Origin of the sequence: Paenibacillus tyrphae (assembly GCF_024158745.1) — a bacterium.
Lineage (GTDB): Bacteria > Bacillota > Bacilli > Paenibacillales > NBRC-103111 > Paenibacillus_G > Paenibacillus_G tyrfis_A.
The window spans coordinates 148057-170997 of record NZ_JAMZAW010000020.1; the positions used below are offsets into that span (position 1 = coordinate 148057).

A 22941-nucleotide genomic window follows, 5' to 3' on the forward strand; every position below is an offset into this window, starting at 1 on the left:
GTTACACCTCAACTCCAATTTGCTTCCAGATATTCATCGCGCTCTCTGCCCGTTCGCCCTGTCCGCGCCCGCTCACATCGCGGCGCTGCAAGACAGGAAGCGGAATCGGCTTGCGAAGGATCGAACGCTCCTCAGACTCTTCCCAGCCTTCGAGGATCACGTGCGCGTTGGTGCCGCCGTCGGCAAAGCAGTTGATCGCCGCGATGCGAGCCGTGTCCGTCCAAGGCATGAGTTGACGGGCCATCTCAAACGGCGACGCCTGCAGATCATAATGCGTCATCGCCTCTTCGCCCGACAGGAACGGCACCATCTGCCGACGCTGTAGCATCAAGACGACTTTGATAAATCCGGCGATCCCTTCCGCGCACAACGGATGCCCGATGTTCGGTTTCATCGACCCCAATCCCAGCGGGAGGTTCGAGGAAGCGCGATACACCGATTGGATCGTCTTCAGTTCCAAGAGGTCGGTCACTTCCGTGCCCGAACCGTTTGTTTCGATATAGCGAACCGCTTCAGGCGATACCCCGCCTTTTCGGAGCGCCGCCTGCAGCACTTGTTTCTGTGCCTCAAGGCTCGGGGTGGCAGGTCCGGCGGTCCGTCCGTTGTTGTTGACAGCGACCGCTTTGATGACGGCGTAGATCGCATCGCCATCGCGCAAAGCCTGCTCCACCGTCTTCAGCAAGACCATACCACACCCTTCCCCGACCACGATGCCGTCGGCTCGACGGTCAAAGAGGTGGAACGCCCCTTCTCGGTTCAGGATGTTGCGCTGTTCAAAGATGCGGTGCGTCTCATCGGTGGTCAGCAGAGAGACTCCGCCGACGATCGCCGACTCGATCTCCCCGCTCTGAAGCGCCTGCGCTGCCATGTTCATCCCCACCAGAGCGGAGGAGCAAGCGGTGTCCACTACGACACACGGGCCGCGCAAGTCAAAATACTGCGAGATGTTCGCCGCCAGATAGTTCTGTCCGACAGCCAAAATCGGGTTGCGCGTCTGGCCCAGATCCGCCGTGCTCGGCGAGTGCTTGCTGCGCGCCCCGAGGTAGACGCCGACCGAGCGGCCTTTGACCTCCTGCTGGGTGTAGCCGGCGTGGCACAAGAGCTTGAGGCTCTCTTCCAGCACCAGAAGGGCTTGCGGGTCCATCGCTTTGGCGTCTTCCTCCGAGAGATGGAAGAACGACGGGTCATACTGCGTGATGTCGTCGAGCAATCCGGCATAGAAGCCGCTCGAATACCCCCAGCGCCCCTGCGGCACCTCGCGAATGGCGGAACGGCCCTCGGACAGCAACTGCCAATACTGCTCCAGAGAAGCCGCCCCCGGCAGTCGGCAAGACAGGCCGACGACGGCCAGATCAGCGGCCCCAGAGGCCGGAGCCGCTTTGCGCACGGCTGCTTGTCCTTGCTTCGCGACACGCGGCTTGGTAGGACGACTCGGCGCACGATAAGAAGGTGCCGCCGGCTCTTCTTGCTGAACCTGCGTGGCCCCCGTCGCGTTGGCGAGGGCTGGCCCATGCAGAGCCTCCAAATGCTTCGCCAGCGATTCGATCGTCGGGAACTCCAGCAGGAGAGACGGGTCGAGCTTCACTTGCAACGCCTGCGCGATCTGACGCAGCAATTGCGCTTGCAAAATGGAATCGACCCCGTAGTCTGCAATCTGCGCATCGACCTCGATCTTGGCCGGGTCCATTTTCAACTCTTTTGCAAAAATCGACCGAACCCAAGCCTCCGCTGTCTGCCCTTGGCCGCCTGCCACCACGCTTGCTTTCTGCGCAGGGGCCGCCGGACGCTGTGCCGGAACCACAGGGGATGTCGGGAGCGCCGCCGTCTGCTTTTTGCGCTGCATCAGCGTTTGCGGATTCCAGAGCGATGGGTTGACCACGGCGGACATGACGACCGGGCCGATTTTTCTCGCCAGCACATAATCGAGGAACTCCAGCCCCTCGGCGTTGGTCATCGTCAGAAGGCCTGTCTGCTCGTAGGCTCTGCTCTTGACTTCGCCCATGCCCGCCTCTTTCCAGCTCGGCCATTGCACGCTGACGATCGGACATTCCGGACGCTTCGCTTCCGCCAGATAATCCATGTAGGCATTGGCCACCGCATAGTCGCTCAACCCCGCCGCGAGCGACGGGATCGTGGCCGACACAGACGAGAACGCGACGAAGAACTGCAGCGGCTCTGCGCGGAGACTGCGGTACAACGCGTCAAGTCCCGCCACTTTCGGCTCCAGCACCTGCTCGATGCCTTCGACCGTCTTGCGAATGAAGGCCGAGTTCTCTTCATCGAGCAGGCCCGCCGCATGCAGCACCCCGCCGATCAGGCCGAGGCTGCGGCGAACCGCCTGCACGCTCTCTTCGACCGCCTGAACATCGGACAGCGGCACAGACAGAACCATCACCTGCGCCCCTTCTCGCTCCAGAGCTTGGATGCCCTGAATCTTCCGGGAAACAGGCGTCTGCTCCCGAAGGTGCGCCGCCCACGTCTCGCGCGGCGGCAAGGTTTCCCGTCCGGTCAGCACCAGGCGCTTGACGCCATAGTGTTTGACAAAATGCTGCGCGCACAGATACCCAAGGCCCCGCGTGCCCCCGGTGATCCAGAGCACTTGATCTTCCGGGAACGGCGTTCGCGCTTGCTGCTCGCCTTTTTCCCATTCCTTGAGCCGCGCGCGATAACGCAGCCCGTTTCGCCAGCACGCTTCCGTCTCCTCATCTTCGACAAGGAACTCAGCGGCGATCTGCTCGGCCAGCCTCGTCTCATCAGAGACCGGCTCCAGATCGAGATGGCGGGATTGCACATGGCCATATTCGCTCTGCAGCATGCGATAGAGCGCCGCACGGGAGGCACCTGCGAGGTTGACCGTCGCATTCTGATACCCTTCCAGCCCCTTGGTGACACCCAAAAGCATCATCCCATCGCGGCGGCCGTGTTCGATCAGCAGCTGAAGCCAGCTCATCCATTCCGCCGACTCCTTGCGCTCCTGACCGCAGCCGACCAGATCGATCAGGCCGTCATACGCCTGCCAATCCAGCTCTTGCGGCTCTTGCGCCACATCGAACAGGCGGCTTTGCGGCAGTCTCTTCGCCAGCTCGGTGGCCAAACTGCGCGTCTCCGGCGTGGTCAGGATCGCCACCGCCCGGTTGACGCTGCGTCTTGGAGCTGCCGAACATGGCTCCCACACTTTTTTCAGAAAATACATCTTGCGCTCTGCCGCCGTGCTGTTTCCTTGCCACTCGCCTTCGACCGGCTCCAGCACCAGTCCGCGCATCTGCACACAGACCTCGCCCGTTTCGTCGCAGAGGTCGAGGTCATAGCCGGCCTCGCCGCTTCGAATCAGCGCCCACATCGCAGACGGGCACGGACGGAGGATGTCCAGCGACTGCAGGGAGACCGGTCGGGTCGGCTTGCGGTCGGTCTGTTTCAGCGTAAAAGCGTTCACGGCCTGAACCGCAGCTTCCAGCAAGGTCGGGTGCAGCACATAGTCCGCTTCCGTGGCAAGAGCTGCTGACGGCAGGGCGAGCTTGACCAGCGCGTGGCTCTCTCCCAGATAGAGCGTCTCGATCCCTTGCAGGCTCGGCCCATAGGCCGTCCCCATCGCGCGGAAGGCATCGTAGCATTGCTCAGCCGTCAGAACGCCGAGTCCCGACTGCACCTGCAAGGCGTGCAGATCGAGCGGCGGTGCCGGATCGAACGCGCAGATCTCGACTTCGCCATAGCTATACAGCGTCGGAGCTTCCTCCCCTTGTGGGATGTCACCGCTGATCTCATAGGCGATCTCGCCGTCCTCCAGCGCATGGAGTCCGACATGCAGACGTATAGATTCGCCTGCTGCGACGATCGGTTGCGGCCAGACGACATCTTTCAAACGCATGGATGTCGGATCGTTCGCTTCAAGACCCGTCGCCAGCAGAGCAGCCGCTCGCGCCAGCTCCAGCTCTGCGACGCCCGGCAGTACCGGGTTGCCATAGACGACGTGATCGCGGAGGAAGAATTCGCGGCCCGTCAGCGTCGAACGGAACCGCACTTCGGTCAGGTCGGACGTGTTCTCGTGCACCAGCGGATGCAGCATCGCGGCGCGTCCTACGCCCGTCCCGCTCTGCACAGCTCCGTCGATCGGAAGCCAGTAGCGCTCCTTGGCAAACGGATAGCCCGGCAGCGAGATGCGACCTGGCTTGCCTGTTGCATATTGCCGGCTCCAATCGATCGACAGCCCTTTAGCCCACAGGTCGAGCAGCTTGCCGAACTTGCCTTTTGCCTGCCATGCCTCGATCACCGCCTGCATGTCCTCGTCCTGCGCGAAGAGGGCCAGCGTGTCCTTGTAGTGCTTGACATGTCCGTGGAACAGGCCGTCGATGCCTCGTTTGCCGGACAGGAAATCTTGCAGTTTGGCACTCAGTTCCTTGAGCGACGAGGCCAGCACGGCCAGACGCTCCTCCATCGTCTCGCGGCCCAGCTGCAAGGTGTAGGCGATCGCCGGCATGTCCGCGTCGCTGTATGCACCGCTCTCGACAGCCTGCAGCAAGCGCTGTGCCTGTTCTTGCAGACGGTCTGCGTTCTTGGCCGAGAGCACGATGACGTGCGGAGCCGTTCCGAAATGGTCACGCTGTTGCTCTACCGCTTGGTATTCCTCGATGATCACATGCGCGTTCGCACCGCCGGCCCCAAACGACGAGAGGCCCGCAAGGCGCGGGAACTCCCTTGTCTGACCGTCGATCTCCACCAGAGGGCGCTTCCATTCCATCAGCTCTTGCGGCACGACAAACGGGCTGTTCCGGAAGTCGATGTTTGCGTTGAGCTGTTGAGAGTGCAAGGACGGAGCGATTCTGCGGTGCTTGAGCTGGAGCAGCACTTTGGTCAGGCCGGCGATGCCGGCGCTCGCTTCCAGATGCCCGATGTTCGACTTGACAGAGCCGATCGCGCAGAACTGCTTGTCTCGCGTGTACTTGCCAAACGCGCGGGAGAGCCCGGTGATCTCGATCGGGTCGCCCAGCGCCGTGCCGGTGCCGTGCGCCTCGATGTAGCTGATCGCGCGCGGGTTGATCTTCGCCCGCTCCAGCGCTTTCAGAATCATGTCCGACTGCGCCGTCGGGTTCGGCACCGTATACCCGTTGGTCTTGCCTCCGTGATTGACAGCGGTCGCCTTGATGACGCCGTAGATGTGGTCGCCGTCCTTCACCGCTTGGTCGAGCGGCTTGAACAGCACGGCGCCGATGCCTTCGCCCGGCACATACCCGTCGCCATCCGCGCCAAAACTTCTGCATCTGCCATCCGTCGCCAGGAACTTGTACTGGCTCAGGAACAGATATTTCCCCGCGCCGATCGACAGGTTGACGCCGCCGGCGATGGCGACGCTGCTCTCTCCGTTCAGAAGGCTCTGGCAGGCGAGATGCAGCGCGGTCAGGGACGAAGAGCACGCGGTATCCACCGTCAGGCTCGGCCCGTTGAAGTTGCAGAAATACGAAACGCGGTTGGCGATGCTGTAGAGCAGCGTGCTTGGGCTGAGCACATGGCCCTGCGCCTGTGCGAGCACACCAAGCTCTTGATACGGCTGCCACAGCGCCCCGACGAACACGCCGACCGACTGATCCCTGAGGCTCTGTCTCGTATAGCCGGCATCTTCGAGCGCATGCCAGACCACCTCAAGGAACAAACGCTCCTGTGGGTCCATCAGCTCGGCTTCACGCGGCGGGATGTTGAAGAACATCGGGTCGAACTTGTCCACATCATCGAGGAAACTACCCCATTTGCTGTACAGCTTGTCGTTTTGCTTGTCCGGATCATAGTAGCGCACATAATCAAATCGATCCGGTCGGATCTCTTCGATGCAGTCCTTGCCCGCTTGGATGTTCGCCCAGAATTCCGCCAGCGATCCGGCCTGCGGATAGCGCCCGGCAAGGCCGATGATCGCGATATCCCGCACAGCCGGAGCGTGCGGTGTCATCGCGACCGTCTCGACCACATCTGCGGAACGCGCGGTCTCTTGAGCACTCGCCACAGCCGCTACTGTCGATTCAACCGCCGCCTCTACCACCTCATCCACTTCAACCGTTTCCGGCAATTGCAGCAGCGAACGCAGCGTCTCTTCATACTCCTCCAGGAAATAACCCGTCAGATCTTCCAAGTTGCGGTACTCAAAGAACAGAGTCTTGGACAGCCCGGACCCGAACGCATCCTCGAACAGCTTGTTCAGCTCCAAGATCATCACCGAGTTGATGCCATACGCTTCGAACGCTTCCTCCGGCCGGATCATCGACGGCTCCAGCCCGATCGCCTCAGACAGCAGACCCCGCACGAATTCCTGTGCGCGAGATCTCAGCACAGCCACTCCACGGTCGCGAACCGCCTGCGTTTGGGCCGTCGACACCGGGGCCGCCGCCTGCACCAAGGCCGATTTTTCATAATTCGTCGCCTTGATCGAGAAATTGACGAGCCGCGCCACCACGCGCCCCTCCTCGTCGCAAACGGTCAGGTTAAACTTCTTGATGTCCGGGTTGTTCTTCGTCTTCGGGCTGACTTCGCTGTAGACGTGGCATCTGCGCGGCACGATCCCCCACATCTCCAAGCTTTCGATCGCAATCGGGATAAAATCGCGCTCGTCATCGCCGTGGAAGCGGTTGTTGATCAGCGCCGTCTGGAACACGCCCGTCAGCATCGTCGGGTGCAGCAGGTACTCCTCATACGTGTCTGCGATCATCTCCGGCAGTTCCAGCGTCGCCAGCGCTTCCTGCTCGTTGAGCACCATCTCCTGCATCGGCATGAAGCTCTCCCCGACGATCAAACCCTCCGCATGAATCTGCTGATAGACCTGCTCCCGCGTCCAGCTCGCCGTGCATCGCTCTCGAATCGCCGCGAGATCGAGCGTTTCCACCTCGCTCTGCGCCAGCTGCCACGGAGCATATTCCAACGCCCCGGTCGCATGCACGACGCGCTCGGCCCCTTCCATTCTGTAGATCTCGTAGTCGGTGCGCTCCCCTTTTGGCAGCAGTTGAATGAACACATCAAACGGCTCTCCGCTCGAAGACAGTTGCTTCGCCCAGTAGCAGTTGAGCAGCTTGCTCACCCGCTGGCCCGGAAGAGCGAGTGCGCCGGCCTGTCTGGCCATCTCGGCATAGCACGCGCCTGGCACGTTGTATTTGTTGTCCAGCACATGATCGACCTGATAGAACTCCGTGTTGTCATAACGTCGCTGGTACAGCCCCTGCTCGCCATCGACCTTGTTCAGATCGATCAGCCCCGAGCTGCGATACAGCGGAGCCAGAGCCCCCAGCTCGGCATAGTGCGCCTCGATGACCGCGCGCTGCCTGTCTTGCAGCAGATAGTCCAGAATCTGTTGCGAGGTTCCATGCTCAAACAGCAACGGCGGTTTGAAATCGACGCCAAAATACTGCGAGATCAGGTTCGCGATCTGCAGCAGCGACAGCGACGCCACCCCGAGCTGCTGCAGCGGCTGGCTGGCACCGATCTCCGCCGGAGCCAGGTGCAGCGCTTGTGCGAGGATGCTGTAGAGATCCCGACGGATCATCGTCGGCACATCCAGTTCTCGCACAGTCTCCGCCTTCTTGCGGATGCCAAAGTGCTGGTTGATTTTCATCTGGTCACCTTCGATCCCTACGATGTGAGCGAAACCTTCCTGACTTGCCAGATGCAGCGCTTCCCGGAGCAGGACCAAGCCCTGCGGCGTTTCCAGCGGCTGCATCCCGAACACCTTCCAGAGGTGCTCCTTCTCCTCCGGCTCCACGGTCATCCCGCCGTTCGCCCAGAGCGGCCAGTTGATCGCCAGCGACAGACCGCTGCGCCTGCCCTCGGCGACGAGCTGTTGCCGGTGCGCCGCATACGCATCCATGAAGCTGTTGCCCGAAGAATAATCGCACTGCCCTTGATTGGGCATCAGCGCTGCAATCGACGAGAACATGACAAAAAAGTCCAGTTCGTCGCCGGCCGTCGCGTCGTCCAGATGGAGCGTCCCCGCGAGTTTGGGCTGCAGGACTTTTTCAAAAGACTCGGTTGTTTTGCGCAGGATGAAGCTGTCTTCAATCAACCCGCTTCCCTGCAAAACGCCGTGGATGCTGCCATAGGTCGCACGCGCTTGCTCCACCGCCGCACGCACTTGTCCGGCATCGCCGAGGTCCGCCCGAATGTACAGGCCGGAGCCGCCCAGACTTGCCAGCCTGTCAAGCTGTGCCGCGATTCTCTCATCCTGCTCTCTTCGCCCGAGCAACACGACCTTCGCCTGATATTCCTTGGCCAGATAGTCGGAGAAAATCTGCCCCAGGCCGCCCGTGCCGCCTGCGATCAGATACACCCCGCCTTGGCGCAGCGCATAAGCCTCCTTCTGCAAGCCGCCCGCCACGGTCACCATCTCGCGCAGCTGCCTTGTCCCGCCTACATATCTCACTTCATGCAGCGGGGCCGGAGCACTCGCAAACAGCTCCTCCAGCAGCGCCCGGCCGCAGTTTTCAAAGCGATCCGTGAACGCCGCCACCTCCAGATGAAGGCGCGGGTACTCATACTTCAGCGTGCGAGCCAGCCCGCCGGCCGCATACAGGGCGGGCAGCGCCTCGGACGACATGCTCTCGCCGGCGTAGATGATCTTGATCGGCTCTTTAAACCGGCTCTTAATCAGAGCTCCTGCCAGCACGAGCAGCCCCCGCAGGTCTTCCACCCCCGGACGGACGGCCGGCACGAGAATCTGCCGCACGGCAAACCCGCTCGCCTTGACCTCCTGCAGCGCTTCCAGATAGCGATCCGGGTCCTGCTCGGCGATCGTCAAGCGCCGGAACGGCACCTCCTCGCCCAGTTCGCCGCGCATCCAATCGGCCAGCGACTCCGAACCGTTGAGGAGGAGCAAGCCCTTCGCCTCCGCTTCCGGACCGCAGGCTTCCTCCCGCCACTTCGAGGTGTAATAGAGCAGCCCCTGTTTGCTCGGCGCTTCTTTTCTCGTTTCTTCGTTCCTTGCTTCTTCTTTTCTCACCAACGCCCGCTTCGTAAAATTCTTCACCGAAGCCAGCACGCGACCTTCGCCGTCGCAGAGATACAGGTCGAACTGGATCGAACCGCTCTGCTGCACCTGACGCTGCTTAACATAGTAATAGCGCACCGCTTCCAAGCTTCCCGCAACCGTGAAGCTCTCCGCATAATACGGCACATACTGCGATTCGCTCGTCGTGCCGTTTCGCACGCTCAAGCACACCGCCGTCTGCAGCGCCCCGTCCAGAATGCCGGCTGCAATGCGCCCGTGATTCCGGACGTCCACCTCCGCAATCGCCTCGTCAGCCGAGCAGTGCAGCGTCTCGATCACCTGGAACGAAGGCCCGTACACCAGACCGTTTTCGGAAAAGAGACCATACAGCTCGGCCTTCGATTCCTTCGTCTCGCAGCGCTTGCGAATCTCCTCCACCTCGATGCGCTCTTCCGTCCGCGCCACCTGCTTGAGCAGGCGGCCTTGGCAGTGCAGGTCCGCACCCGAACGGATGCGCACAGCCCGGTCGCTTCCTTCCTCCTTCACGTTCAAGAGGAGGGTGCGCGGCTCGTCGAGAACGACCAGCGGCTTCAGCCAGTACACATCTTGGAACGTTACACCGGCTATCCACTCTTCCTTCAGCTCTCCGACGATCAGGTCCAGATAGCCCACGCCCGGCAGCACTTTCTGCCGCTGAACGAGATGGTCTTGCACCATCCGCTCCGTAGCAGGGAGCAGGATCTGCTTGTCGCCGGAAGCCGCATTCGCATCCGCCTTCACCGTCTTCGGCTCAAACCAGCAGCGAAACCGCTTAAACGGATACCCCGGCACCTCGATGCGAGAACCGTGGAAGCTCGCCTGCTCCCATTCGATCCCCTCGCCCTTCACCCAAGCCTCGGCGAGCAGGAACAGATCGTCCGTCGACGTAGCGACCTGCACAGGCGCGTCAGGCTTCGTCACCGCGACGCCTTGGAACAGCGACAGCGAGGCCTGCTCGCTCACATACCGCTCCAGCTCCTCCACCACCTGCTCCACCGACGAAGCGACCATCGCCAGACGCTCCTCGAACTCCTCGCGCCCGAACATCAGCGTGAACGCGAGATCGTCCACATGCACAGACTGTCCGGCTTCGCTTTGCAAAAATGTGAGCAGTCGCTCAGCCGATGCCCGCAACTTCCCTTTTTTCGCAGACAAAAGCACCAACCGCTTCTGCGACGCGCTCTTGGCGCGAGGTCTGTTGCTGCGCGGCGGCTCTTCCAAGATCACATGCGCATTGACGCCGCCCATGCCAAACCCGCTGACCCCCGCCTGTCTCGGCAGCAGCTTGCCTTCGATGCGCCGCTTCTTCCACGCGGTCGGAGCCGTGACGAGGCCAAACGGCGACCCCTCAAACGAGATGTACGGATTGATCTCTGTAAAATTGAGCAGCTCCGGCAGCACGCCATGCTTCATCGCCAGCAGCACCTTGATGATCGAAGCCATCCCGGCCGCGCTCTCCAGATGGCCGATGTTCGTCTTAACCGAGCCGAGCAAGCAAGAGTTCTCGCGCGGTTGCAGGCCCCGCTCCTCATAGTACTGCCCGTATGCTTTCTTCAGCGCATTGATCTCGATCGGGTCGCCCAGCGGCGTGCCTGTGCCGTGCGCTTCGATGTAGGAGATGTTGCGCGGGTCCGCTTCGGAGCGCTGCAGCGCCGTGTAGACCACCTCAGACTGAGCGGTCACGTTGGGGGCCGTCAGGAAATTCGAGCGCCCACCATGATTGATCGCCGTCGCCTTGATCACGCCCAAGATGTTGTCACGGTCTTCCACCGCCTTGTCCAGCGGCTTGAGGAACAGGGCCGCCACGCCTTCACCGCGCACATAGCCGTTCGCCGACATATCAAACGTTTTGCATTGCCCGTCCACCGACAGCATGCCGGACTTGGCATGGGAGATGTACATCCGCGGGCTGAGCAGCGCATTGACGCCCCCGACGATCGCCGCCTCGCATTCCCCTTCCCGAATATCGCGCACCGCGTTGTGCAGGGCGACCAGAGAACTGGAGCACGCGGTGTCCACGGCTTCGCTCGGCCCTCTGAAGTTGAAAAAATACGACACGCGGTTCGCGAGGATCGAGTGTACCGTTCCTGTGGAAACAAAGGCGCTGATGTTCTCCCCCATCAGCTCGGCATAGTCGTTTTTCGAAACGCCCGCATAGACGCCGATCTTCCGGCCCGACAGACTCTTCGGGCTGTAGCCAGCGTTTTCAATCACCTGCCAGACCGTTTCTAGGAACAGGCGGTGCTGCGGGTCGATAAAATTCGCCTCTTTGGGCGAGATGCCAAAAAACAGCGGGTCGAATCGATCGACCTCCTCGATGAATCCGCCCCACTTGCTGTTCGTCTTGTTCTCTTCCTTTTGCGGGTCGCCGTACACATCCTCCCACTTCCAGCGGTCTTGCGGAATGACAGAGATGCTGTTGAGGCCTGCATTGAGGTTGTTCCAGAATTCCTTCGTGTTCTTCGCCCCCGGAAAACGACCGGCGATTCCGACGATGGCAACTTCTCGCTTTGGCGTTTGTGTCATCCAGATCCGCTCCTCGTTTTTGCTTACAATCCGACCAGTTCAGAGATGCGCCGGTTCAGCAGGTCTGCCGTTTCGCGCATCAGTTTTTCGCCGATCACATCGACATGGCGCGCTCTCCAGCTTTCCAGCGGCGTGCCTTTCACCCAGCGGTTGAACGCCCCCAAGGCTGGGCCGCAATGCACCTGATAATCCACCGTGTGCTCAGCGTCCCCGCTGAGCGCCATGCGCGACGAATAGCCAAAATACCATTTGAAGATCAGCGCCATCTTGTGCTTGGGATTGCGCTCCGCCTTCTCGATCTCCTGCGGGGCCACATAGGCTTGCACTTCGCGGTAGACCTCGTCGAAACTGCGCTTGAAGTAACGCTCTTGCAAAATGCGGCGGGTCTTCTCATCGATCTCCTCCAGCGAGTTGAACTGGCGGTAGAGATCGTACAGCTTGTTCGCACGGGCCGGGAAAAAGACGCCTTTTTTCAAAACCTGCACGCGAGCGCCGATCTCAAACATGTCGCCCGCCGGCGCATAGGCCGTGTCCTGCACGTTCATCTCCTGCAGCAGATCCTTCACCGACTCGGACGTCTGCGCTTCCACCGTGCATTGGTTGATCGAGCCGGTCACGAGATAATCCGCCCCAAGCACGAGCGCCGCCGCCGCCGCTTCCGGGGTTCCGATGCCGCCGGCCGCTCCGATGCGAATCTTCTTCTTGTATCCGTACTTGCCCATCATCTCATCGCGCAGGCGAACGATCGACGGAAACAGCACGGAAGAGACCCCCTGATCGGTATGTCCGCCGGAATCGGCCTCGACGGTGATGTCATCCGCCATCGGAACTTCGCGGAGCAGATCTGCTTCCTCGCGCGTGATCCGCTGTTCCAGCAACAGCTTGTCGACGATGCGCTCCGGTGCCGGGCTCAGAAACGCCTCGGCAACTTCCGGGCGCGAGACTTTGGCGAGGATGCGGTTTTCGACGATCACGCCGCCTTCTGCCGAGCGTTTCAGCCCTTTCGCCCGGTAGCAGACCAATGCGGAGTTCACCGCCATGTAGGCGCTTGCCTCCACGTTCCGCACGCCGGTGCGCAGGAAGAGATCGACCGTCATGTCCTCCATCGATGGGTTGCCTTGGTTATGCAGCAGGTTCATGCCATACGCCTCACCGCGCGTCAACGCCTGCTGAATCGTGCGGATCGCCTGTTCGATCTGCTCCAGCTTCATGCCGCCGGTCCCGTAAAAACCCAGCATGCCCGCCTTGCCGACCTGAATGACCAGGCGCTCAGAAGCCACGCTGCGATACATCGAGCCCGTGACATAGGCGTACTTCAAGTTATAATCCTTCTTGAACTCCTCATCGCCCAGCGATTCTGCCGTGCTCGCCCTTCTCGACACACGCACGACCGGCTCGCTCACAGCTTCCCTCACCGGCACGACCTCCACCGGAGCCGGAGCAGGCGCCTCAACAGCGACTGCCACCTCCACCTCCGCGACCAACGCTTTCGTCACCTCAGGCACAGTCACAGACGCCGCCACAGCCACCAGCACCGCCTCTTCCGCCTCCTCCACGTCATCCGCTTCCGGCTCGATCACGAGCGGTTCCGCTTTGCGGCGGATCGTGGTGACGAGCTTGGTCAGGACATTGCCCGGCCCGACCTCTTCGATCTCGATCTCGCCAAGGCCCATCAGATAGCGCACGCTGTCCGTCCACTTGACCGGAGACACGATCTGCTGCACCAAATTATCCTTCACCTGCCGTTGCTTGTACGGACGCGCATAAATGTTCGAGATGACCGGAATCTCCAGTTTTGAAAATTCAAACGATTCCAGATACGCTTCAAAACTCCGCTTGCTCTCCGCCATATACCGGGAATGGAAAGCCCCGCTCACATTGAGCGGAATGTACATGCGCACGCCAGCTTCCTCAAAAAACGGCTGCGCGCGCAGGATGTCCGTCTTCAAGCCCGCGATGACGATCTGGTCCGGCGAATTGTGGTTGGCGATGTCGATCCCGTCCAGCCCGTTCTCCATCAGCACCCGGTCGATCTGCTCCACCGTAAACCCGATCACCGCCGCCATGCCCCCACCGCTCGCAAGGCTCATCAGTTCGCCCCGCTTCTTGACCATCCGCAGACCGGTAGCAAAATCAAACGCCCCTGCCGCAAACAGCGCATTGTACTCACCCAAGCTGTGCCCGGCCACATAATCCGGCTTGCATCCCGTCTCCTGCACCTTCTTGAGAAAACTCAGTGCGCTAACCACATACAGAGCCGGCTGCGTGTACTGCGTCTGGCCCAGCTGATTGTCCGGGTCCTCCAAGCACAGCCTTTTGATCGAATAGCCCAAGATCTCATCCGCTTGTGCCATCAGATCTGCAAACTCGTCAAACAGCGTACCTCCCATGCCTTTGTGCTGAGAACCTTGTCCAGGAAACACGTATGCTTTCATAGGTTGTCCTCCCTTTCTGATGGGCGATGAAATGAGTTGCTCCAGTTGCTCGCAAACCTTGTTGAAGTTCTTGAGATCCTGCTGATACGGCGTGAGGACCGCATAGCTTTGCGAGAGCGAATCCTGTTTAAAATTCCGCTTGGCCAGATTGGCCAGCGTTCCCGAAGGACCCAAGTCCACGTACAGGCAATCGTCTCCCTGCTCCAGCGCCTGCACCGCTTCGGCAAAACGAATCGGCTGTCGCGCCACCTCCCAGAAATACTCGCTCCTCAGCGCTATCTCCCGCCGCCCGGTCACCCCGGAATAAAATCGCACCCGAGGCTGGCGATACGAGAGCCCGCGCAGCCGCGCCACATAGGAAGCGGCAGCCGGATCAATCCATGAGGAATGGTACGCAAAGGAGACCGGCAGAATCTGATAGGCGATGCCTTTCTCCCGCAGCGCCTCCCCGATGCTCGGCAGCATCGCCGCCGGGCCGGCCACCACAAAATGCGCGTCCGAATTGATCGACGCCATCTCCGTGTTCTGACGCAAGAGCGGCATCCTGTCATAGAGGCTCGGCTCCTGCAGAATCCCGATCATCCCGCCGGGGAGACAGGTAGCCTCAAACGCCTTGGCCTGCTCTACCACCAGCTCCAACGCGACCTCCACATCGAGCACACCTGCCACAGCCGCCGCCGCGAACTCGCCCATGCTGCTGCCAAGGACCGCATCTGGCTTGACCCCGCGGGCCATCAGCGCCTGCGCCAGCGCATATTCCACCATGAAGATCGCGGGGTGGGTCAGCAGCGTCCGTTCAAACGGCTCGTCTCGGCGCTTGTCCTCCGCATACAGACGCGCCAGCACCGACTCCCCGACGAGCGGCGTCACCATCTCGTCCAACTTGTTCATCCACTTGCGAAACTCAGATACCTCCTCATAGAGCCCTCGACCCATCTGGTAAAACTGAGAACCCTGCCCGGAGAAAAGAAACACGACCGGCTTGCCCATCCATGCCCTCCTGAACGCGACTCGTCTGCCTTGATTTATTTAAAATTGAACAATTGCCCCTGATTCTTGCGCATCCTAAACTGGACAAAATGCTCTTTTTGCTCAATCTGAAAATAGATGTTGTGCTCCAGCACATCCCGAAACGCCATGCCCGGCTCCTTGCCATAAGAATGACCCGAATACACCCGCACATGAGGGGGAGTGGACTTGCGAATCCTCTGAAAACTGTCATACATCTGCTCCGGGGAACCTCCGGCCCCATCGCAGACGCCGCAGCCTTCAATAAACACCGTATCCCCCGTGATCAGATCGTCTGCGAGCCGAAAACAAGCCCCGCCGGCCGTGTGCCCTGGCGTCAGCATGCAGGTGATCGACGTCTCTCCCAGCCAGATCGTCTCCCCCTCCTCAAACGGATGCAGATTCCGACATGCGAACCCGTAGGCATCGATCTCCTTGACCGACATGTACGCCCGCGCCGCCGGGTAGAGCTCCAACAGCGGCTCCACCTTGTTGACATGATCGTGATGCGAATGTGTCAGCAGGATGCAAGCCAACTCCGCCTCCAATGAGCGAAGCATCCCGTCGATCAACTCCAAGTCCCAAGCCGGGTCCACCACAGCCGCCTGCCGGGTGGCTTTGTCCACGAGTATGTACGCATAATTTTTCATGAACAAAAATTCAACCTTCAACGGGTGCAACTCATAGCTCCGCTTCATCCTTCCTCCCCTCTCTTCAAACCCTAAAAAGCAAGCACAAAAAAATAGAGGAACGATCTCCTCTACTTTTTTGTGCTTGCTTTGGCTATTTTATATAACTTCTTCCACCTTGCACAACAGATCCTGCACGGCCTCCAAGTTCAAACGGCAGTCCTTGGGATAGGCGATCGCGAAGACGCGCTCCCCCACGACCCAGCCCGCAACTCGGAACTGCGGAAAATGAGAGTAAGCCGCCACCCAAGCCGTTCCCTGCTGTTCGAGCCCTGTGATCTCCAAAAACTCGAACGGCACCGCAAGGCCAGTTTTCAAGACTTTGGACAAGGCTTCCTTGGCCGACCAGTACAGCGTCATCAAGAGCGCCTCAGACCCCGGCTGCGCACCGATCCGCTCGCGTTCCCGCTCCGTCATCTGAGCCGCCAGCACGGCTTGCCGGGCCGGACGGATCTGCTCGACATCCAACCCCATCGGCAGCGCTTCCGGAAACACGAGCGCCGCCCCCAGCTCGTCGCAATGAGAGATGCTCACCTGCAGATTGAGAGCGGCAGGGTGTACGATCAGCGGCTGGTGAAGAATCCCCCGATCAATCCAGATCCGATCCAGACGTTCTTCCTGCACAGAGGCCGCCACCGCTCGCTTGGCCGCATAGCGTCCGGCCAGATAGCTGGTGATCCGCCGCTCAAACTGCAGCCCTTCATAAAACGCCAGCTCGTTCGGATGCAGAAACGGGATCGTGGCCTGATACTCCGCCGCCGATTGCGCACAGCAAACGCTCAACCAAGCGCTGTACGGCTCCTCTCCCCCTCGCACGTCAAGTCCCTGCACGAAGCTCTCCGGAGGACACACTTCACCCATGCCCCTTCCTCTCAATGCGATTCAATATGATACCCTAAGTTCCTTCAACGCGCCGAAACATCGATTAAATTAGCTTAGGGATTTTCTAAGATTCAACCAAATATTCGATCAATGAACTTATTAATTGAACAACATAACCCATTACACTAATACAGCTTAATACTACCCTCATTCAACTTTGTTCGTCAAGGATTACTTACCAGAGACCTATTTATTCTATCCCCACGTCTTGGTATGATATGGGTAAATATGGTATAATGTTGTAAAATATACTGTTTTTTGCTTGACTTTTTGTTTAACAACATACACAAGTTAGGGGATGGCTGTTTTGAATTGGTACGCACTATTCGTTGAATCCGGTCAAGAAGAGGTCGTGCAAAAGTTCCTGAACCTGTACTTTGATGAAACTTCCCTCCACTCTGTCGTACCGAAACGCAGAGTCCCCGAGAAGCAGGCAGGCGCTATCAAGCACGTGCTGAAGAAAATGTTCCCCGGCTACGTGTTGATCAAGACCCGCATGACCGATGAAGTTTTTCACACCTTGAAAAAAGTCCCCAAGTGCTACAAGCTGCTCAGCCAAGGCACGCTCTACTCCAAAGATGAAGGAACCTATTACTCCAAAATTGACGAACGCGAGATGTCGCTGATCTTGCAGCTGATCGGAGATGGAGAGATCGTTGGCTATTCGGGCATCTACATAGAAAATTCACGTGTCTCCGTAACCTCCGGCCCGCTGCAGGGCATGGAAGGCATCATCACCAAAATAGACCGTCACAAAAAGCGGGCGAAGATCCGCCTCAACTTCATGGGTGCCGAGAAGATCATCGACGTAGGCGTGGAGATCCTCTCCCCTTGCATCCCGCAGCTACAAAAGGCCACGTAAAAAACATCCCAGTTCCGGTAAGGAACTGGGATCAGCCTGTTGAGAAACCCTCAACAGGCTATTTCTTTATTTCCATTATTCATCCATTCACCGCGTTAATATGATATAATAAAGTTATCTTAACAAGGCGGTGATTGCATGCTTCGCTCTAATCCGAATGTGCAAAACAGCTACAAATTCGTTTGTTTGGAAGAACTCGTGCCTCAAAATCATTTGCTTCTCAAGATCCACAAACACATTGACTTTTCCTTTATTCTTGAAAAAGTGAAGCCATAGTACTGTGAAGATAACGGACGTCCCTCGGTCGATCCAATCATGCTCTTCAAAATGATGTTCATTGGCTATCTGTACGGCGTTCGTTCTGAACGCCAGCTTGAGCAGAAAATTCAACTCAACGTGGCCTACCGCTGGTTTGTCGGATTGGGTTTGACAGATCGCGTTCCAGACCATAGCACCTTGAGCTTGAATCGCAAGCGGCTTCAGGACAGTGATGTTGTCCAAGAAATCTTTGACCATATTGTATTCAAAGCCATTGAGCTTCGGATGGTTGAAGGCTGCGTGCTCATCACGGATTCAACCCACCTCAAAGCCAACAAACGTAAGTTCGTCAAGCAAGAAGTCGAAAAGAGCGTCCGAACCTACCTCGACGACTTGGACGAGGCTGTTCAGGGTGATCGGGCCGCTCATGGAAAAAAGCTTTAAAGCCCCGGAAGGAGGTGACCCGGACAAAGGAGACGAAAGTGAGCACAACGGACCCCGAGAGCGGGTACATGGTACGCGATGGCAAGCCGGAAGGCTTCTTCTATTTGGATCACCGGACGGTCGATCATAAATACAATATTATTACCGATGTACATATTACACCCGGAAATGTCCACGACTCAAAACCATATCTTGAGCGGCTTGAACTGTAAATCAAGAAATTTGGGTTTGACAAAACACTGGAAGCCGTTGCCCTGGATGCCGGTTATTACACAGCAGATATCTGCAAGAAACTCCATATTCGTAGAGTTTATGCCGTCATTGGCGGTCGAAGCTATACCCCAGTAAAAGGTTTGATCGCCAAGTGGCGATTTAAGTATGACCGAGAGCGCGACTTGTATATCTGTCCACAAAAACAAGAGTTGGCTTATGCTACGACAGACCGGGAGGGTTACCGCCAGTACAAGTCGGCCCCTGAAATTTTCAAAGACTGTCCATTGCTTTCCCAGTGTACACGTTCAAGGAACAAACAAAGGATTCTGACACGACATGTTTGGCAGGACAGCAAGGAGTGGGTAAAACAAAACGGGCGCTCTCGCTCGGGCAAATATCTGTACCGTCTCCGGTACCAAACGATTGAGCGAAGTTTCGCGGATGCCAAAGAGCTCCATGGACTTCGCTATTGCCGGTTTCGCGGCAAGAAAAAAGTCTTAGAGCAAGCGCTCATGACTGCCATCTGCCAGAACGTCAAGAAGATCGCCAACCATCTGGCCAAACTAGCCGGATAGGGCGATCTTCTGCTTTTTGTATGCTCGATGTTTCGGAAGATAGATAGTTATTCAAATAAGCTCTTTAAAAAACAGAGCTTTGTCAACAGCCTGTCCGCGATTTACGCGGTATTTAATCGGCCTATATTCTTGACACTCGACATTAGGTTAGTTTTAGTACCTCTTCCTTATGATTATTATCCGCAAGCTGGACTAACCTCTCTCTTTCCTTAACGACCATTTCAAGCCCGATCCGCGCTGCTTCCAACTCTGGGATGTTGAACAATATGTTCTGCATAACCCATTTTTCTTTCATCCGAAGTTACACCGCCTATTCAAAATGTTGCTTAAAGCATTGTTGCCAAAAGACCAGGCTGCCCATTATTCGCCCACAGCAGCAGCCTGGTCTTTATTCAGTTATGGTAGATAGGCAAGATTATCTCAAACTCAGTGGCATATTCTGTTTCACTAGAAGGAATTAATAAAATGGAGCCACCATGCTTTTCAACAATGCTTCGAGAAATGGCGAGACCCAAGCCGGACTGCCGTTTATCCGTGAAGGAGCGGTTCGCTCCCTGAGGGATTTTTTATGATCATGATTCAACCGGCAGTTCCGCATGTATCGTCACGGAACCATTCCCGCTCGTTGCCCAAACGCGTCCGCCTGCCCGTTCCACGATGTCGCGCACGATCGTAAGCCCAATGCCCGCACCACCGTACGCGCGCGAGCGTGAAGGATCAACCCGGTAAAATCGTTCGAACAAAAGCGTCAGATGCTCGGGAGCAATCTCCGCTCCAGTATTCGTAACCTCCACGCGGAGCATTTTAGCGTTCGCTTGCATCGATAAACGAACCGAATGACCATTCGGCGTATAGCGCATCGCGTTGTCGAACAGATTCTCAAATACGCGTACGGCGTGAACTTTGTCGATCATGACGCAGACCGGGGAGGACGGTACATCCTCTTGAAAAACAATTGCTTTTTCCTCCCATTTCGGCATATACCTTGAAGCGGCTTCTTGGGCAACGGACCGGAGATCGACCGGATTTGAGGGAATGGCCGCTTTCAAATCGCTCTCCGCCACAGCCAGACGGTGAATGTCCTCCACCAGAAAAACGAGCCGCTCCACCTCGTGGTAACATTTATCGAGCGTTTCGGGCTTTGCGGAGAGGACGCCGTCTTTCATCGCTTCCATATAGCCGCGTACCGTGGATAGCGGATTTCTGAGCTCGTGGGCTACGTCCGCCACAAGGCTTCGCCGGAGCTGTTCGATCCTCTCGAGCTGCTTGCCCATTTGGTTGAATGAACGAGCCAAATCGCCGATTTCGTCGTTCGATCGAATCTCTGCCCGCACGGTATAATCCCCGCTCGCGACTCGCTCAGTCAGCTTCCGCATCCCGGACAAGGGGCGGACGATCGAACGGATGAACAGCCAGTTAATCCCAATGGAGAGGGGAACGATGACTAGACTGGTATATAGAAAATAACGCCCCGTAGCCGATCGGAACATGAGGAAATTTTGGTACACCATCAAGCGGTTTTCTTCTATCAGTTGAAGCGTGTACTGACTAAATCCGATGCTGATTCCGGCTGCCAGCAAAATTAAGACTAGCGCGTTAAGCGCCAGGAGCTTGTAAATGAGTTTCATTTTCACCGTTTACCCTTCCTTTAACCGGTAGCCGATGCTCCGGACGGTTTCAATGAGATCGAATCCGGGATCGGTATCACGGATCTTTTGCCGGATATTGCCGATATGCACATCCACGATGCGGTCGACAACATCTTTATCGCCCAGCGGATACAGCACGTTCAGCAAATGCTCGCGGGTACAGACTTTTCCTTGCATTTTGAGCAAGGTGATGACGATTTGCGCTTCCTGGTACGTGAATTGCAGGGGCGCTTTCTTCCAATAAAACCGATGGCTTTCGGAATCGTATGACAAATTCGCGTTATTGTTCAAAATGAGCCCCGAAGCTTTCCGCTCCGACGTACGCATCCGGCGTAGAATTGCCTGCATCCGGGCGACGAGTTCTCTCGGGCTGAACGGTTTGCACAAGTAATCGTCGGCTCCGCGTTCGAAACCCCGGATTTTGTCCTCTTCCTCGATTTTGGCCGTAAGCATGACTATAGGCGCGCTGCTGATTTTGCGTATTTCCCAGCATGCCGTAGTGCCGTCCATGAAAGGCATCATAATATCCAGAATGATGAAAGATGGAGCCTCAGTTTTCACCAGTTCAACAGCTCGCTGCCCGTCGCTCGCGGCAAGCACTCGGCAGTTCAGTGCCCCAAAGTATTCCTGCAAAAACGAGACGAGCGAAGCATCATCGTCCGCAATCACAATAGGACCTTCAAGCTGCAGCTTGTCCATCGGAACGTTCACCTCCACGGCTATCATTTTATCATACATGATGCTTTCGTGTTCTTTATATGATCTTTACAATTCTCCATTACATTGGTCAAGAGCCCCGTCTTACGTTGGCTAAAAACTTTTTCAGAGAGGCGATGAGTGAATGATGGTAAACAAAATGATAAAACCTGTACTTTTTGCCGGAATGGTGCTTTCCGCTATTCAACCGGCGATTATTTTTGCTGCTGATAACAATCCGGCTTCGATCCCGGCTGCGGGAAACAACACCGCTGCGGCAATCCGCCCCTTTGACGGCGAGATTACCAATAACTCGTTGGCCGTAAGTCCCGACGAGCAAACTGCGGTTGTCTCGGATAGTCGTCAGCCATGGATTCGAGTCTATGATCTTGCCAAAGGAACTTTGCGTAAGGAGATCAGCGGCTTTGTCACACCAAGAAACATTATTTTCATTAACGGCGGTTCGCAGTTTGTCGTTTCGGATAGCACATTGGGCACCCTGCGATTTTACAAGACGGAAGACCTGGCATTGAAGGATGAAGTTGCAGTAGGTCAAGGCGCATTTGGAACTGATGTCACCGCGGACGGAAATACCATGTATGTCAACAATCAAGCCAGAAGTACAGTAACGGTTGTGGATCTCGGGCAGCATAAGACGACCGCTGTCATTCCGGGATTCTCCCAACCTCGTCAAGGGATAAAAGTATCTCCCGACGGTCATTATGTGTTTGTTACTAACTTCAAGGGAGACAAGGTATCGGTTGTGGATGTCAAAACCAATGCAATCGTCCATGAGATCTCCGGATTCTCGATGATTCGAGCGATTTCAATATCCGCCGATGGCTCTACCATGTATGCGGCAAACAGCGGGCGTAATAGTATTGCCATAGTGGACATCTCGCAAGGCAAAATCATTGGCGAGGTAAAGGTTGGGCGCGATCCTTACGGCGCATCCCTTTCTCCTGATGGAAAGGTTCTTTTTGCCAGCAACAAGTTGGATAATACCATTAATATAATCAGCACCTCCGACAACAGCATCATCGGGACCATTAAAGGATTTTCAGAGCCCCGGCAAGCGATCAGCTTCAGCAAGGATGGAAACTTTGCTTATGTCCTTAATCGCGATCTCTCCGTTTCTCGAGTGGATGCGAAGGCCGGTATGATTCTCGATACTGTAAGCGATAAAGATGATACTTATTATGATGTCAAGGTCAATGTTAAAGGCAAGCCGATTCAAAGTGAAGAGTATCCTTATTATAAATCCAAAGCCGACATCATTTATGTTCCTGTACGTTTCGTTTCAGAGGCTTTGGGTGCAACAGTGGAATGGAACAATGATTTTCAAACCACTCAAATCAACTACAACGGCAAAATCATTTCAGTTAACGTAGGAGGTAAAACCGCAGTGGCAGGCGATCAACAGATCCAACTCGATGGTCCAGTTGAAAAAAGCGGGGAACGCACCTTTGTTCCGTTAAGCTTTATTTCGAAAGTCATGGGAGCCATCGTAAAGTGGGATAATCCAAGCAGAACAGTAAATATTACGCCGGTTAAGTAATGATATAAAACGAAGCGGTTGTGGTGCAAAAATAATAAAAGAGTCTGTCAAGAATTTTGTGTAAGCTCTCAAAATTGATCTAGCAAACTGCGGTGCCGCGGCTTGACATGGAGCCTCTGTGGGCATGATGATCGGCGATGCGGCGATTCCCCAA

General features: G+C 57.0%; 10 protein-coding genes and 1 pseudogene. 3 read left to right on the plus strand and 8 right to left on the minus strand.

Annotated features, from left to right (window positions below; translation table 11 throughout):
• Nucleotide 1: 1 nt before the first annotated feature.
• From NI000_RS26545 to NI000_RS26560, 4 genes are all read right to left on the minus strand, one after another.
• A complete protein-coding gene (locus NI000_RS26545) occupies nt 2–11518 on the minus strand; it encodes an SDR family NAD(P)-dependent oxidoreductase (RefSeq protein WP_253414380.1) in 11517 nt (3838 codons plus the stop codon).
• 23 nt (nt 11519–11541) lie between these two features.
• Nucleotides 11542–14943, minus strand: a complete 3402-nt coding sequence (fabD, locus tag NI000_RS26550) for an ACP S-malonyltransferase (protein ID WP_253414381.1) — start codon at nt 14941–14943, stop codon at nt 11542–11544.
• 35 nt (nt 14944–14978) lie between these two features.
• Entirely contained in the window at nt 14979–15659 is a 681-nt protein-coding gene (locus NI000_RS26555; protein ID WP_253414382.1) for an MBL fold metallo-hydrolase, read from the minus strand.
• Nucleotides 15660–15749: 90 nt separating this feature from the next.
• Nucleotides 15750–16511 carry a 4'-phosphopantetheinyl transferase family protein gene (locus tag NI000_RS26560; protein ID WP_036690986.1) on the minus strand — a complete coding sequence of 254 codons (762 nt, stop codon included), beginning with the start codon at nt 16509–16511 and terminating at the stop codon, nt 15750–15752.
• Between the two features lie 328 nt (nt 16512–16839).
• On the opposite strand from NI000_RS26560, the gene loaP reads away from it, so the two are divergent.
• Both loaP and NI000_RS26570 read left to right on the plus strand, forming a co-directional pair.
• Complete coding sequence (gene loaP, locus NI000_RS26565) at nt 16840–17394, plus strand: antiterminator LoaP (RefSeq protein WP_253414383.1); 555 nt, start codon at nt 16840–16842, stop codon at nt 17392–17394.
• Between the two features lie 138 nt (nt 17395–17532).
• Nucleotides 17533–18884 (plus strand): annotated as a pseudogene (locus tag NI000_RS26570) (IS1182 family transposase).
• 142 nt (nt 18885–19026) lie between these two features.
• On the opposite strand, the gene NI000_RS26575 reads toward NI000_RS26570, so the two are convergent.
• The 4 genes from NI000_RS26575 to NI000_RS26585 all read right to left on the minus strand — a co-directional run bounded on the left by NI000_RS26575 (nt 19027) and on the right by NI000_RS26585 (nt 21259).
• The gene (locus NI000_RS26575) at nt 19027–19179 is read right to left on the minus strand and encodes a hypothetical protein (protein WP_253414384.1); all 153 of its coding nucleotides are present in this window, start codon (nt 19177–19179) and stop codon (nt 19027–19029) included.
• A 97-nt stretch (nt 19180–19276) separates the two neighbouring features.
• Nucleotides 19277–19447 (minus strand): ATP-binding protein, encoded by a 171-nt coding sequence (locus NI000_RS37190; RefSeq protein ID WP_375541005.1) that lies wholly within the window; start codon nt 19445–19447, stop codon nt 19277–19279.
• 9 nt (nt 19448–19456) lie between these two features.
• Nucleotides 19457–20512 carry a sensor histidine kinase gene (locus NI000_RS26580; RefSeq protein WP_253414394.1) on the minus strand — a complete coding sequence of 352 codons (1056 nt, stop codon included), beginning with the start codon at nt 20510–20512 and terminating at the stop codon, nt 19457–19459.
• A 9-nt stretch (nt 20513–20521) separates the two neighbouring features.
• Complete coding sequence (locus NI000_RS26585; protein ID WP_253414385.1) at nt 20522–21259, minus strand: response regulator transcription factor; 738 nt, start codon at nt 21257–21259, stop codon at nt 20522–20524.
• Between the two features lie 115 nt (nt 21260–21374).
• On the opposite strand from NI000_RS26585, the gene NI000_RS26590 reads away from it, so the two are divergent.
• Nucleotides 21375–22787, plus strand: a complete 1413-nt coding sequence (locus tag NI000_RS26590; protein WP_253414386.1) for a stalk domain-containing protein — start codon at nt 21375–21377, stop codon at nt 22785–22787.
• The last annotated feature ends 154 nt before the right edge of the window (nt 22788–22941 follow it).